Below are 15,493 nucleotides of genomic sequence, written 5' to 3' on the forward strand. Positions count from 1 at the left end.
ACACGACACGAGATGATGAAGAGGTCTCGTCTATAGAATAGCAAGTCTTTGTTAAGACGGTATGAACAGAACGTGAACTCCTTGTTAAGGCAAGGGGAATTCAATCGTGAACGTCGTCCCTTCCCCTTCCACGCTATCGACTTGAATCGTCGCATGATGGAGGTCGACGATGTGCTTGACGATAGCGAGTCCGAGTCCCGTCCCACCGGAGTTCCGACTCCGCGCCTTATCGACGCGATAGAACCGCTCAAAGATGCGGCTTATCTCTTTCTCGGCGATACCAATGCCATTGTCTTTGACGATCAACCTTCCTATCGCGTCATTTCGTTCGACAGCGATTTCGACCCGGCTGCCTTCCGGTGAATAGTTGATCGCGTTCGCGACGAGGTTTAAAATCACCTGCTTGATTCGGTTCATGTCGGCTTGGAGCATCACTTCCCCGTCGTGCCGCGTCTCGAGTTGAATCGATTTCCGCTCAGCCTTCTGGCTCAAGACGAGACTTACTTCTTCTACAAGTTGATTCAACTGCACTGGCGTGAACTCCAAATGAAAATCTTCCCGTTCGAGCCGCGACAATTCGAGTAAATCTTCGACGAGCATCTGCATCCGAGTCGCTTCTTTTTGAATGATATCGAGGAACTGGTCTCGCAGCTCCGGCACTTCTTTCGCCCCGTCGAGGAGCGTCTCACTGAAGCCACGAATCGACGTGAGCGGCGTCTTCAACTCGTGACTGACGTTGGCGACGAAGTCTTTGCGCATCTTCTCGAGCCGCTTTAGTTCACTAATATCGTTGAACAAGAGAGTCGTGCCACGGAGCATCCCCGTATCGCTGAAGATCGGCGCCGCCGATACCATATACGTCCGTTGATTGAATCCGGTCCGAATCGACAATTGACGCCGATGCGGTTCTTCGGTCAAATAGACGTCTTCGATTAACGTCTCGACGTCCGGACTCGGTAAAATCCCGTGATAAAACTGGCCAATCATCAACTCATCGTATTGGAACATGTCCCGATACGACCGGTTCACGAGCGTGACGATGCCGCGTTCGTCGACGAGTAAAAGACCGGCCCCCATATATTCGATGAGCGATTCGAGCCGTGCCCGCTGGACCGCCTCTCCGAGTGAAATCGTTTCGAGGTTCCGCGCGAGGACGTTAATCGATCCGGCCAGACTCCCCGTCTCGGCATCGTTTCGCAACTCATAGACGCGGGCCCGATAGTTCCCATCGGCGAGTTCGCGCAAGACGATCGTCGCCTCATCGATTGGCCGAATGAATTGGTTCGTCAAATTGTGGAGCACGAACAAGATGATGAAGAATGAAAAGAACAAGGCAAAAGCGATCGTCATCCAAATGCGGTTGTATACACTCTCTAAATCCGAGACGTAACGGATGAAGCTGAGGTACACCGTTTCCTCCGACGACAACGTGATCGGTTTCGTGAACTGAATCAAGTCGTCACGTGTGGCGTTCCCGAACTCCCCGTCACTCGAGATCGTCTCCGGGTCAACGCGATATTCGAACGACCCGACACGGAACGGGGTACCCGCGATGACTTGCATGTTTCGATTGAGCAGTAAGATATCGAAACTGCTCTCGTCATCGATTTGGCCCACATAATCTTGAATCTCGTTCAACTCCCCGCCATCGAGATATAGGGCGGCGAGTTTCGTATCTTCTTTCAAACGGTCGCGCTCCGAGTCCAAGTAGAAATCTTTGAACAGCTGACCGAGCACGATCCCGAGCGTGAGCAACACACCCGTGACAAGCAGGATGAGCGTCGTTAAAAAGCGCGAGCGATACGTCTTCATTCGGACATCGGCTCTTCCATCTTATAGCCGAGTCCACGAATCGTCTTAATATATGACGGTTTCTTCGTCACCGGCTCAATCTTTTCGCGCAAGTGGCTGATGTGCACATCGACGATTCGCGTGTCCCCGACAAAGTCGTAATTCCAAATCGCAGACAAGAGTTGATCTCGCGTCAAGACACGCCCTTTGTTCTTCGCCAAATAAGCGAGGAGTTCGAACTCTTTCGGGGTCAGTTCGAGACGTTCCCCTTTTTTGAACACCTCGTAATTCGATGTGACGATCTTCACGTCACCAATCTCGATGACATCCTCATCGACCGCGGCGACCTCGGCCGGGGCCGAACGTCGAAGAATCGCTTTCACGCGGGCGACGACTTCTCGTGGGCTGAACGGTTTCGTCAAATAATCGTCCGCCCCGAGCTCGAGACCGAGCACTTTATCAAACTCATCATCTTTTGCTGTCAGCATCAAGATTGGAGTATTTACTTTTTGTTGACGCAGTCGCTTGCATACCTCGAGCCCGTCTATCTCCGGCAACATCAAATCGAGCACGATGAGTACCGCGTCTTGTCTCTCCGCAAGCTCAAGACCGGTCTTCCCGTCATGGGCAGTCTCCACTTCAAATCCTGCTTGCTCCAAGTTAAATTTCAACAACGTCGCAATCGACACTTCATCATCGACAACAATCACTTTATCGGCCACACGTGTTCCTCCTCTAATGTCTTCTTCATGTTCCATTTTACAAAGCAATCGCGCCCGACACCAACTTCAAAGCAAATCTTTACAAAAACAAAACAAATCCACGTTCTATCCCAAGTGTAGCACGATCCAATCCGTTTCATCTCCACAAAAAAGTCCTGCCCACGATTGTGGACAGGACTTCCTCGTCATGTAAGGACGTTCAAGACAGACCGGACGGAGTCGGCTGAACGCTGAAGCGCAGCCGTCTCGTCTTCCGTCAACTCAAGTTCGAGCACACGCTCAATCCCGTTCGCGCCAAGAATCGTCGGGACACCAAGGTAGAGGTCGTGGAAACCGTATTCGCCGTCGAGATACGCGATGGCCGGCAAGATTCGACGCTGGTCTTTTAAAATCGCTTCGACCATCTCGACGATGGCGGCAGCCGGCGCATAGTAGGCCGACCCGTTCCCAAGGAGCTGGACAATTTCTCCGCCACCTTTTCGAGTCCGATTCACAATCGCTTCGATTTGGTCATGCGACAACAGTTTCTCGAGCGGGATGCCCCCTGCATACGAATAGCGGATGAGCGGGACCATGTCATCCCCGTGCCCACCGAGCACGAAGCCGGAGACGTCTTTCACCGAGACGTTCAACGCCTCGGCGACGAACGTCCGGAATCTTGCCGTATCGAGGACACCCGATTGTCCGATGACACGTTCTTTCGGGAAGCCCGACTCTTTGAACGCGGCATACGTCATCGCGTCGACCGGGTTCGTCAAGACGATCAAAATCGCATCTGGTGAATATCGTGCCACTTCTTTCGTGACCGCTCGCATCACGTTGGCGTTCGTCGAGACGAGGTCGTCCCGACTCATGCCTGGCTTGCGCGCGATGCCTGCCGTGATGACGACGATATCTGACCCGGCCGTGTCCGCATAGTCTGACGTCCCGGTGATCCACGCATCAAACCCTTGAATCGGCGCCGTCTCTTGCATATCGAGCGCCTTTCCTTTCGTCGGGTTTTCGTTGTCTTTCATATCGAGCAGGACGACGTTACCGAGTTCTTTTTGAGCCAAATACAGTGCCGTCGTGGCGCCTGTGAATCCGCTACCGATCACCGAGATCTTATTGCGACGAATCATTGTGCTCTCCCCCTTGGTTTGGCTGATGTCTTACATGTTTTTGATCAATTCATCCGCAAACTCTGAACACTTCACTTCTGTCGCGCCGTCCATGAGACGGGCAAAATCGTACGTGACGACTTTTGAAGCGATCGTTTTCTCCATCGAGTTGATGATGAGGTCAGCCGCTTCGTTCCAGTTCATATGACGGAGCATCATTTCTCCAGACAAGATGACCGATGACGGGTTGACCTTGTCGAGGCCGGCATACTTCGGTGCCGTCCCGTGTGTCGCTTCGAAAATGGCGTGGCCTGTCACGTAGTTGATGTTCGCTCCAGGTGCGATCCCGATTCCGCCGACTTGGGCAGCGAGTGCGTCCGAGATGTAGTCACCGTTCAAGTTCATCGTCGCGACGACATCGAACTCACGCGGACGTGTCAAAATCTGTTGCAAGAAGATGTCGGCAATCGAATCTTTTACGATGATTTTACCTTCTGCCTCGGCTTTAGCTTGTGCATCGTTTGCAGCCGCTTCGCCTGACTCTTCTTTGATGCGGTCATACTGTGCCCATGTGAAGACTTTGTCGCCGTATTCTGCCTCAGCGAGCTCGTAGCCCCAGTTTTTGAAGGCGCCTTCTGTGAACTTCATGATGTTGCCTTTATGGACGAGCGTGAGCGATTTACGGTTGTTCGCGATCGCGTACTCGAGCGCGGCACGAACAAGGCGTTTCGTTCCTTCAGACGAGACCGGCTTGATGCCGATACCAGATGTTTCTGGGAAACGGATCTTGTTGACGTTCATCTCTTCTTTCAAGAAAGTAATCAACTTCTTCACTTCGTCGCTGCCTGATGCGTACTCGATCCCTGCGTAGATGTCTTCTGTGTTCTCGCGGAAGATGATCATGTCTGTATCCTCTGGGCGTTTGACCGGTGAAGGAACGCCTGTAAAGTAACGGACCGGGCGCAAGCATGTGTACAAGTCGAGTTCTTGACGGAGTGCGACGTTGAGTGAGCGAATCCCGCCGCCGACCGGCGTCGTCAATGGACCTTTGATGGCAATCAAATATTCACGGATTTCATCAAGCGTCTCGTTCGGGAGCCATTCACCTTTTTGGTTGAACGCCTTCTCCCCAGCGTACACTTCCATCCATTCGATTTTCTTCTCGCCGCCATATGCCTTCTCGACAGCTGCATCAAAGACGCGAACTGCTGCGTTCCAAATATCAGGACCTGTGCCGTCCCCGATGATGAATGGAATCGTTGGTACGTTTGGTACGTTGAGCGCACCGTTTTCTACAGTAATTTTCTGACCTTGTGTCAACATATGAATCCCCCTAAGTACATTACTGTAGGCCGACGCTTGCGCCGACCTACGTCACTTGTTAGTTTACCAAAGTTTATGTCTAAATTGTGACTCGATCTTTTTCGTTCGCCTTAGCGCTCGTTGACCGGCACGTAAGAACGATGCGCTTCGCCGACATATTCCGCACGTGGACGGATGAGACGGTTGTCTGCGTATTGCTCGAGGATGTGGGCGATCCACCCAGACATCCGTGACACGGCGAAAATCGGCGTGAACAACTCTTCGTCAAGACCGAGCGCATAGTATGTGGATGCCGAATAGAAATCGACGTTCGGCTTCAAGCCTTTTTCCGTCTCGACGAGGTGGTCGATTTTCTCCGACATCTCGTACCATTCCGGCTCACCGATTTGGGCTGTCAATTGACGACTCATCTCTTTCAAGTGTTTCGCCCGTGGGTCGCCGTCCTTGTAGACGCGGTGACCGAAGCCCATGATTTTCTCACGACGCTCGAACTTGCCGCGAACGTAATCCTCGACTTTATCGACCGATCCGATTTCATGCAACATCTTCATGACCGCCTCGTTGGCACCGCCGTGGAGCGGGCCTTTCAATGCACCCATCGCCGCCGTCACGCCCGAATACATATCCGAGAGTGTCGCGACACAGACGCGGGCCGTGAACGTCGATGCGTTCAATTCATGGTCGGCGTGCAAGATGAGCGCTTTGTCGATCGTCTTCTCAGCGACTTCACTCGGCTCTTCTCCGTTCAACATGTAGAGGAAGTTGGCCGCATACGACAAGCCTTGCTTCGGCGCGACGGGTTGCTCCCCTTTACGAAGTCGTGCGAACGCCGTCACGATCGTCGCGATTTGCGCTTGAAGCCGAATCGCTTTACGCATGTTCGCCTCGTCACTCATATCTTCTGACTCGTCGTCATAAAGAGCGAGTTGCGAGAGCGCTGTGCGAATCGTCGCCATCGCGTTCGCCGATTTCGGCACCCGTTCGAGCGTCCCGATGACGTCTTCTGGTAATTTGGCTTCTTTCACGAGCGCTTCAGAGAGCTCAGTTAATTCATCTGCTTTTGGAAGACGGTCGTTCCATAATAGGAAAACAACCTCTTCAAAAGTGGCGTGGTCCGCCAAATCGTCGATTGTGTATCCTCCGTAAGTCAATTGTCCGTCGATGATCGAACTGACTTTTGAGGCCGCTGCCACAATTCCTTCTAATCCTTTTGTCGTTGACATCAATAACTCCCCCTCAGTCTTTAAAAGTGATCGACCGCATCATACAGTCTGTTGTGTAGGGAATAAGGGCGGGAAGTCGAACACTTTCCCCAATCCGTTTCGAGCTCGCTCCACCCTGTCCTTTATCTAGTATAAACAATTTACTGAAAAAAAGAAATGTAAGCGTATCCAACCGTCAAAAAATGTCAGAACCATTTTTCTAACAGGCTAAATCCACCTAAAATCAAAGCGGCGATCCCGGCTCCAATCAGCGGTCCAACCGGCACGCCTTTCATGAAACCGACGGCTAGGATGGTACCGGCGAGGAGTGCCGTCGTCACGACCGGGTCGACGCGCATGAGTTGAACGCCCTGGGCCGCGGCGAGCGCGACGAAGATCCCGGAAGCGAACGCGATGATGCCGACCGGCCCTTTAATACTATTCCACAATTCCCTAAACCCGATGTCACCGGTCGCAATCGGGACGAGCACGGCAATCGTGATAATCGTCACGCCCCAATGGATACCTTTTGAGGCGAGCGTCGGGAACAGTTGGTCGCCGAACCCAACGGCTTTAATAATCAATAGGACGCTGCTGGCGATGATGACCGACTGGTTATGGGAGATAACCCCGATCAACACGAGCAGCAATAAGAATAAATACGCACTCATCATAGACTCTCTTTCTGAATGGAAAAAGAACCGACTCATGAGAGAGTCGGTTCGATTGGCATTCGATTACGCGTTGTAGATTTTACCAGTAAGTGGGTCGATCGAAATCATCTGACCGTCACGGAGCGTTGATGTCGCAGACTCGACACCGACGATGACTGGTTTACGAAGCGATGGTCCGACGATGCCGGCATGGCTCGTCAATCCGCCGTCTTCCGTGATGATTCCAGCCGCTTTTTCAATCGCTGGCATCATTTCTTTATCTGTGAACGGTGCGACGAGGATCATACCCTCTTTCGCTTTCGCGTTCGCTTCTTCCGCATTGTTCGCAACCACGACTTCGCCGACGAGACCGCGCTCACCGATGCCGCGTCCGTTCGCGAGGGCGTGACCGACGATGTGAACTTTCATCATGTTCGTCGTTCCAGCAGTCGCAGCCGGGATACCAGCCGAGATCACGACGAGGTCACCGTCTGTAACAAATCCAGCGTTACGAGCTGCTTCTGAAGCTTGTACCAACATCTCATCCGTGTTGTTTGGCATCGTGTCAGCCACGATTGGGTACACGCCCCAAACGAGGTTCAATTGACGTGCCACACGCTCTGACTCTGTGACCGCGATGATGTTCGCCTCTGGACGATACTTCGCTGTACGAGCAGCCGTGTAACCTGATTGTGTCGGTGTCAAGATCGCTTTCGCGTTCAAGTTGATTGCCGTGTGGGCAACCGCTTGTGAGATCGCATCCGTCACCGTGTGCTCACTGCGCTTCTGACGATCTTTGAGCAAGTTTTTGTAGTCGAGCATTTGTTCCGTGCGAACAGCGATCGCTGCTTGCATTTGAACTGACTCGATTGGGTAGTCCCCGGCAGCCGTCTCACCAGAGAGCATGACTGCATCTGTCCCATCAAGGATGGCGTTGGCAACGTCAGATGCTTCCGCACGTGTCGGACGTGGGTTGCGTTGCATTGAGTCGAGCATTTGTGTAGCCGTGATGACCGGTTTCCCGAGGTCGTTACACTTCTTGATCAATTCTTTTTGAACTGGTGTGACTTCTTCTGTTGGGATCTCGATTCCGAGGTCACCACGAGCGACCATCAAACCGTCAGAGATTGCCAAGATTTCGTCGATGTTGTCGACACCTTCTTGGTTCTCGATTTTCGGGTAAATCTTGATGTGTGACGCGTTGTTGCGTTCAAGAAGTTGACGAATCTCAACGACGTCAGACGCACGGCGGACGAACGATGCCGCGATGACATCGATGTCTTGTGAAATCCCGAACTCGATGTCGGCGATGTCTTTGTCTGTAAGGGCAGGAAGGTTTACCTTGACGTTAGGCAAGTTGACACCTTTCTTCGTCTTGATAACGCCTTCGTTTTCGATGACGCAGCGAAGATCACGGTTCGGGAGCTTCTCAACGACAAGGAGACCGATGAGTCCGTCATCGAGCATGATGCGTGACCCGACTTCAACGTCTTCGTAGAGACCTTCGTACGTGACCGAGAAACGATCTTTCGTTCCGACGATTTCTTCTGTCGAGACGATGATGACTTCTTTTCCTTTTTCGAGGAGTGCTTTTCCGTCTTCAAACGTATGTGTACGGATTTCAGGACCTTTCGTGTCAAGAAGAACCGTCACGACTTTGCCGGCAGCTTTTGCTGCTTCGCGGATGTCGCGGATACGTGCGCCGTGCTCTTCATAGTCACCGTGTGAGAAGTTGAGACGGGCGACGTTCATACCGGCTTCAATCATTTCCGGAAGACGTTTCTCTGAAGCTGGTCCAATCGTACATACAATTTTCGTTCTACGCATAAATAAAAACCTCCTAGGGGATGTATTACATTTACACACAGAAAACGGGGGGTCAACCGACCTGATCCCGTCTCTGTGGAGTTCACTGGTACTCGTTAAATCGAAAGTTGGTTCGAAAGATCGATCAACTGCATATCGAGCGTGTGCTTGTTGTGATCGAGCGCTTCGTCGATATCGAGATCCATCAACTTACCGGCACGAATGCCGACGACACGTCCTGCCTTGCCTTCGAGTAAAATCTCGACAGCGTAAGCACCCATGCGGCTCGCAAGCACGCGGTCCGCAGCAGTTGGGGAACCGCCACGTTGAATGTGTCCAAGAATCGTCACGCGTGTCTCTGAGTTTGTCTTCTCAGCGATCATTTTTCCGATCTCTTCCGCACTGCCGGCGCCTTCAGCGACGACGACGATCGAGTGTTTCTTACCGCGAGCCACACCATGGTTGATGCGTTCCACGATCGCACTCAAGTCTTCTGGACGTTCTGGGACGAGGATTGACTCGGCACCACCGGCAAGACCGGCATAAAGTGCGATATCACCTGCGTCACGGCCCATCACTTCAATGACATACGTCCGTTCATGCGACGACGCCGTGTCACGGATTTTGTCAATCGCATCAAGCGCCGTGTTGAGCGCTGTGTCGAATCCGATTGTCGCATCTGTACCCGGGATATCGTTGTCGATCGTTCCCGGCAGACCAATTGTTGGGAAACCGAGTTCTGTCAACTTTTGGGCGCCACGGTATGAACCGTCTCCACCAATTACTACGAGCGCGTCGATGTCGAATTTCTTCAACTGCTCGACCGCTTTCGCACGACCCTCTTCCGTTCTAAACTCAGGGCAACGGGCCGAACGTAAGAATGTTCCTCCGCGTTGAATGATATCGCCGACCGAACCGAGGTTCAATTCGACGAGATCTCCTTCGATTAGACCTTGATAGCCGTTATACACACCGTACACTTCTAGACCTTCGAAAATCGCTTTTCGGGTCACGGCACGGACTGCAGCGTTCATTCCGGGGGCGTCTCCCCCACTTGTTAATACCGCAATTCGTTTTAAATTCACGTCACTCACCTCTTATGTGTTTTAACGAAATCTGAAAATAAAATACCATGCCTGACCTTTGTTTTACAACACAAGTATGTGAAAAAAAAACATGGGGTACGTTCGGAAACGGTCAACCGGTGAACGATTGAACGGTTTGGCTATGCGGTTGTTACCGTTTTCACGAGCCAATTGTGCCAATTTGATGATATTTGGCGGCACGAGCGCTTAACAGCTCGTCTCGACTCTGTTGTCCTAAGTCTTTGATGTGTTGTGTTAATACAGGCTTCAGAAGTGAAGACTGTAATGACACATCCATATGCGCGCCTCCGAACACTTCCGTGACGACTTCATCGACGATCCCCAATCCATACAAGTCTTGTGCTGTAATCTTCATCGTCTCAGCAGCACGTTCCGCAAGTTTCGCATCCTTCCAGAGCAATGCGGCCGCCCCTTCCGGCGAAATGACGGAGTACGTGCTGTTCTCGAGCATGAGCAGACGGTCGCAAACACCGATGCCGAGCGCACCGCCAGATCCGCCTTCCCCGATGACGACGGAGACGATTGGCGTCTTGAGCGTCGCCATCTCGAACAAGTTGCGCGCAATCGCTTCACTTTGTCCGCGTTCTTCGGCGGCTCTACCCGGATACGCCCCTTTCGTATCGATGAACGTGATGATCGGGCGATTGAACTTCTCCGCTTGTTTCATGAAGCGCAATGCTTTTCGATACCCTTCCGGATGGGGCATCCCGAAATTCCGCGCCATGTTCTCTTTCGTGTTCCGCCCGCGTTGGTGTCCGATAATCGTGACCGGTGCACCGTCTAGCGTCGCAATCCCTGCGACGATAGCCGCATCGTCATATCCGTGCCGGTCACCGTGAAGTTCAATGAAATCTGGGAATAGTTGATTGATGTAATCGAGCGTCGTCGGCCGTTTCGGGTTCCGAGCCAACTGGACGCGATCCCACGGTTTCATATTCCCATAATTGTCTTTTTCTAATCGGTGTAACTTCGCTTCGAGATGGCGAATCTCACGAGACAAATCAATACCTTTCGTCTCGGCCGTCTCGCGAAGTTTATAAAGTTGTTCGTTCACTTCTTTGATTGGATCAAACACGGTTTACACCTCCACCATGTAACGTGATCATGTTGTGTAAAAACGTACGCATCTGTTCACGATGCACGACGGCGTCAAGCTGACCCGCCTCTAATAAAAACTCAGCGGTTTGGAAGTTTTCCGGAAGCTTTTCACGAATCGTCTGTTCGATAATCCGGCGACCGGCGAACCCGATGAGCGCGCCCGGCTCGGCTACGTTCAAATCGCCGAGCATCGCGAAGCTCGCGGAGACCCCGCCCGTCGTCGGATGCGTTAAGTAAGCGATATAAAGAAGGCCGGCCTCATCATGTTGCTTCAATGCGATTGACGTGTTCGCCATCTGCATGAGGCTGACCATCCCTTCTTGCATACGCGCGCCGCCAGAAGCGGTGAACAAGACGACCGGCAAGCGTTCGGCGGTCGCTCTTCTTACGGCTGAAGCGATCGCTTCCCCGACGTAGGCGCCCATCGAACCCATCCGGAAGCGTGCGTCCATGACGCAGACGACGAACGGTTGACCAGATATCGTTGCCCGTCCGCAGACGATGGCTTCTTCGATTCCGGTCCGCTCTTTGTCTTTCGCCAACTTTTCTTCATATTCAGGAAAGTCGAGCGGATTTCGCAACACATTCGGTCCTGCAAACTGTTCAAACGAGCCGCTGTCGACGAGCATCGCGATGCGTTCATCGGCACTGAGCGGGAAATGATACCCACAGTCGCATACTTTATGGTGTTCGTTCAACTGTTTCGTGTAATGCATATATTTACAAGCTGGACATTTTGTCATCAACCCTTGCGGCGCATCAATCTTTGGTTCGCGTTGGCGCAACGGCATGTATCGTTTTGGTTTCTTGAAAAAAGCAGTCATCGCTTCCCCCTCGTTCATTCCGGCATCCCCACTTTACGCCACATTTCAAACAGTTCCGTTCGTTCGTCTAGGCTATATAAGTCACCTGTCTCCGTCCCATCATAAAAGCGGTTGACCTCGCTCCAAATGCGGATGAACAACTCGTTCTTCAAACTGAAGATGAGCTGTTGACGGAACAGGCGGTCCGAGGTCAAGACCGCTTCGAGCGCCTGCACGCGCTCTCTCGTCGGTTCGACTTCTGAGAACGCCAATCGTTCGAGCAAACGGAGCATCTCGACAATGTCGGTCGCTTTCGTCTGCTTCGTCACGATAAACTCAGACAAAATCTCGATGTAGCGATGTCGATCTTGCTCACACAAGAACGTGCCGCCACCGTGCCGCGTCTCGACGATCCCTAAAAAACTGAGGGCGCGCAACGCTTCTCGGACCGAGGACCGGCTAGTCGACAACGTCTCGGCGAGTTCGCGCTCTGACGGGAGACGATCTCCCGGTTTCAATGACGCCTGAACGATTAACGAACGTATTTTCGAAATGTTTTCGTGAAATGAGGATGCGTGTTTTCCATGCATCTGACCGTTCAACTCCCTTATTTAACATGGCATTCTCTCTAAAGTGGTCAGACCAATTAATCAGATTATACCACTTTTTATGACTTGGTACTAGTTTTCGTACCAGCCACTTTCGAGTCCACTCGTTTCAAGACGACTTCCGTCTCACCGAACCGTTTCTTCAACGCCTGCATCAACGATTCCGTCGGATTGACCGAATACGCGGAAGCGAGCTGCTTCACTTCTTTCGAGTCCGAAAAGCGACAAACGACCGGCACATCGCCCGGTGACGCATGTAGCAACTCTTCGAGCTCCGCGAACGTCTCGCGCCGAAGACGGACGAACAACGCCTGCCCGTGCAATGGCCGCACGCGTTCGACGATCCATTGGCGGCGGCCGTCCCGCTCATTCGAATGGACTTCGAGCAATAGGACGTTGCCGCTATAGAGCGATCGGCCGAACGCTTGGAACACGCGCGGGAAGATGACGACTTCGTCTTGGGTGACGCCGTCGTCGACCATCATCACACCCATGTCCTCATGCTTCTTCGTTTTGAACGTGCGAATCGCATCGACGTATACGACGACAAATCCCCTTTCCCCCACTGATACTTCATCGAGCGTCACGGTCGTCACATTGAGCGGTGCGACTGTCATTAATGGTGAATGGACGATCCACGTCCCGAGCGCCTCCCGCTCTTCTTCCGACCAGTTCGGTTCGACCGGCTCTGTCCGTTTCAAACCGAGCGCGGACAGTTCATCCGGCAAGAGATGGGTATCCGCTTGTTCGCGTAGACGCGTCACGGCGAGGAACGCTTGTCTACGCTCACCGTGATAGAGGCGATCGAGCGCACCGGCACCGAGCAATCGCCGCAGCTTCAACTCGTCTTTTGCGCCCCACTCCATCAACTCTCGCAACTGTCCTACATCCTTAAACGTTTCATGATGCGCTATTAAACGCTCGACGTCCCGCTTCGTCAAGCCTAGGATCGCCTTGAGCCCGAGTCGCACGCCCGGACCTTCAAGGAACGGGCCGGCTTGTCCGTGTAACACGTCAGGCGGATAGATTGGGATTTTATCTTTTCGCAACATCCGTACGAGTTGACTCGTCTTGTCATAGGTCGTGACATAAAACACCCGTTGAAAATGGGCTTTCACATAGGCGAGCCGGTAGCTGATCAGGCTGTATGCGACCGCGTGCGAACGGTTGAATCCGTAGCCGGCAAACTTCTCGATCCACGAGAACACTTGACGCATCGAGTTCTCTCCGTAAGAAGCGGCAGACCGCTCGAGAAAACGCACCTTCTCGACTTCGATCGTCGCGACATCTTTTTTGGCGATGGCCCGTCGTACCAAATCCGCCTCGGCGTACGAGTAACCGGCCAGTTCACGCAATAGACGCATCACTTGCTCCTGATAGACGAGGACGCCGTGCGTCGTCGTCATCAGTTCACCGACGACCGGGTGGACCGGCTGATAGGGCATGCCGTGCTTGCGCTTCGCGTACGTCTCGATAAACTGCATCGGTCCCGGACGATAGAGCGACATCGTGACGACGATATCTTCGAATGCGGAAGGCTTCACTTGACGGAGCGCCTGTTTCATCCCATCCGACTCGAATTGGAAAATGCCATCCGTGTCACCACGGGCCAACAGACGAAGCGTCTTCGCATCGTTGAGTGGGATCGTCTTCAACGAGAACATCGCGTCGGACTCACGGATGAGCGTCTCCATCTGCCGGAGCCGGGTCAAGTTCCGCAAGCCGAGTAAATCAATTTTCAAAAGACCGAGCGCCTCGAGATCCTTCATATTATATTGCGTCACTTGTTCGCCATCCGTCGGTTGGAGCGGCGTGACGTTCTCTAACGCCTCCCGGCTGAGGACGAGTCCGGCGGCATGGATGGAGGCTTGGCGGGGCAATCCCTCGAGCTCCGAGGCGATCTTCAATAACCGGGACCGCTTCTTACTGCCGGCGAACCATTTCATCTTCGTCGGATTAGACCGCACGCCTTGAAGACCGTCATCGCGCACTTGTTTGCTGGCCGCCTGCCCTTCTTCGAGCGTCATGCCGAGGGCACGGGCGACGTCGCGGAGTGCCGCTTTCGCCCCGAACGTGGCAAGCGTCCCAATCTGGGCGGCATGATGTGCCCCGTACTTCTCGAGCACGTAGCGGACGACTTCCTCACGGCGCTCGTCTTCGAAGTCCAAATCGATATCAGGCATCGATACACGTTCCGGGTTCAAGAAACGCTCGAACAGCAAGTCAAACTGAACCGGGTCGACCTCGGTGATGTCGAGGGCGAAACTAACGAGCGAACCGGCCGCAGATCCGCGCCCCGGCCCGACTTCAATCGCTTCACCCTTGGCGAAACGAACGATGTCCTCGACGATGAGGAAGTACGAGGCGAAGCCGGTCCGTTCGATGACCTCGAGTTCATAGCGCGCCCGCTCGAGATACGGTTCACGGAGCAACCCCTTCTGCTTTAGCCGTTCGGCGACGAGCCGCTTCAATCGTGGATAGGCTTCCGACAATTCAGGGATGGCAGCAGCCGCTTCCGGCAACTGAATCGGCTCGACGCCTGCCTCGAAACGCTCCAATTCGGCGAGCTCGTCTGCATCGAACCAATCGTTCATCTCGCTAGGCAGACGCACATGGCGCCCTCGGTGATGGATGTCCTCTTCCGAGATGACGTCCCCTTCCCCGATCGCTACCAAAGCGCGATACGCCTCAAAGTCGTCCTGGCGCATATACCGCGTCTCCGGAGCGGGGATGAGCCGGACACCGAGTTCCTCACGCATTGCCCGCAGCTGCTTCAACACGAGGACGTGCTCTGTCGTCTGCGGTGCAGGCAGACCGAGCCATAGTCGGTCCTCTTTTACGTGATTGAGCAATTGATGGAAGAGGCGACGACGATGCATCGGGTCGCTCGTCTTCCAATTATCAGGTAAGACGACGATGGCGAGTTCCGTCGTTTCGGTGATTGCCCCTCCCCCAACGTACCGGTACAACTGTTCGATGTGGCTCGCCTTGACAGCGTAAGCGAGCACCGCCACGTCCAGCCCGTCGACCCGTAGCACCGTACGCAAACCTATGACCGGTTTGACGTTATAACGCGCACACAGCCGAAAAAATTGAGGGACGCCGTAATATGCGTCGTCGGCGAGCGCCACGGCACGGCTACCACGTTCGGCCATCTGTGCCACATAGGCTTCCAACCGAACCGTGCTCTGCATCAGACTATACGCCGATTGGACATTCAAATGAAGCATCTGACCCCTCCTCTCTTTTTTGATTATTGTCAAACTCCTATCACCACTTCT

12 protein-coding genes are annotated in these 15,493 nt (G+C 53.3%); all 12 read right to left on the reverse strand.

Annotated elements, in window-relative coordinates:
• Positions 1-84: 84 nt before the first annotated feature.
• The gene (gene pnpS, locus KNP76_RS05580) at positions 85-1,812 is read right to left on the reverse strand and encodes a two-component system histidine kinase PnpS (RefSeq protein ID WP_034814784.1); all 1,728 of its coding nucleotides are present in this window, start codon (positions 1,810-1,812) and stop codon (positions 85-87) included.
• The gene (locus KNP76_RS05585; RefSeq protein WP_214843393.1) at positions 1,809-2,513 is read right to left on the reverse strand and encodes a response regulator transcription factor; all 705 of its coding nucleotides are present in this window, start codon (positions 2,511-2,513) and stop codon (positions 1,809-1,811) included. Before KNP76_RS05585 ends, pnpS begins: the two co-directional genes overlap by 4 nt.
• A 185-nt stretch (positions 2,514-2,698) precedes the next feature.
• The gene (gene mdh, locus KNP76_RS05590) at positions 2,699-3,634 is read right to left on the reverse strand and encodes a malate dehydrogenase (RefSeq protein WP_214843395.1); all 936 of its coding nucleotides are present in this window, start codon (positions 3,632-3,634) and stop codon (positions 2,699-2,701) included.
• A 30-nt stretch (positions 3,635-3,664) separates the two neighbouring features.
• A complete protein-coding gene (icd, locus tag KNP76_RS05595) occupies positions 3,665-4,933 on the reverse strand; it encodes an NADP-dependent isocitrate dehydrogenase (RefSeq protein WP_214843510.1) in 1,269 nt (422 codons plus the stop codon).
• A 113-nt stretch (positions 4,934-5,046) separates the two neighbouring features.
• A complete protein-coding gene (citZ, locus tag KNP76_RS05600) occupies positions 5,047-6,159 on the reverse strand; it encodes a citrate synthase (RefSeq protein WP_214843397.1) in 1,113 nt (370 codons plus the stop codon).
• A 185-nt stretch (positions 6,160-6,344) separates the two neighbouring features.
• Positions 6,345-6,809 carry a DUF441 domain-containing protein gene (locus tag KNP76_RS05605; protein ID WP_214843399.1) on the reverse strand — a complete coding sequence of 155 codons (465 nt, stop codon included), beginning with the start codon at positions 6,807-6,809 and terminating at the stop codon, positions 6,345-6,347.
• A 66-nt stretch (positions 6,810-6,875) separates the two neighbouring features.
• Positions 6,876-8,618, reverse strand: a complete 1,743-nt coding sequence (gene pyk / locus KNP76_RS05610) for a pyruvate kinase (protein ID WP_214843401.1) — start codon at positions 8,616-8,618, stop codon at positions 6,876-6,878.
• A 95-nt stretch (positions 8,619-8,713) separates the two neighbouring features.
• Positions 8,714-9,682, reverse strand: coding sequence for a 6-phosphofructokinase (gene pfkA, locus KNP76_RS05615; RefSeq protein WP_034814773.1), 969 nt, complete (start codon positions 9,680-9,682; stop codon positions 8,714-8,716).
• Between the two features lie 160 nt (positions 9,683-9,842).
• Positions 9,843-10,778: an acetyl-CoA carboxylase carboxyltransferase subunit alpha gene (locus KNP76_RS05620; protein WP_214843403.1), complete on the reverse strand. Its 936-nt coding sequence runs from the start codon at positions 10,776-10,778 to the stop codon at positions 9,843-9,845.
• Positions 10,771-11,625 carry an acetyl-CoA carboxylase, carboxyltransferase subunit beta gene (gene accD / locus KNP76_RS05625; protein ID WP_034814881.1) on the reverse strand — a complete coding sequence of 285 codons (855 nt, stop codon included), beginning with the start codon at positions 11,623-11,625 and terminating at the stop codon, positions 10,771-10,773. The genes KNP76_RS05620 and accD overlap by 8 nt, the downstream gene beginning before the upstream one ends.
• Before the next feature lie 14 nt (positions 11,626-11,639).
• Complete coding sequence (locus KNP76_RS05630) at positions 11,640-12,194, reverse strand: FadR/GntR family transcriptional regulator (protein WP_214843412.1); 555 nt, start codon at positions 12,192-12,194, stop codon at positions 11,640-11,642.
• 77 nt (positions 12,195-12,271) lie between these two features.
• A complete protein-coding gene (gene dnaE, locus KNP76_RS05635; protein WP_214843414.1) occupies positions 12,272-15,442 on the reverse strand; it encodes a DNA polymerase III subunit alpha in 3,171 nt (1,056 codons plus the stop codon).
• Between the last annotated feature and the right edge of the window lie 51 nt (positions 15,443-15,493).

The organism is Exiguobacterium sp. s150 (genome assembly GCF_018618435.1).
GTDB lineage: Bacteria > Bacillota > Bacilli > Exiguobacteriales > Exiguobacteriaceae > Exiguobacterium > Exiguobacterium alkaliphilum.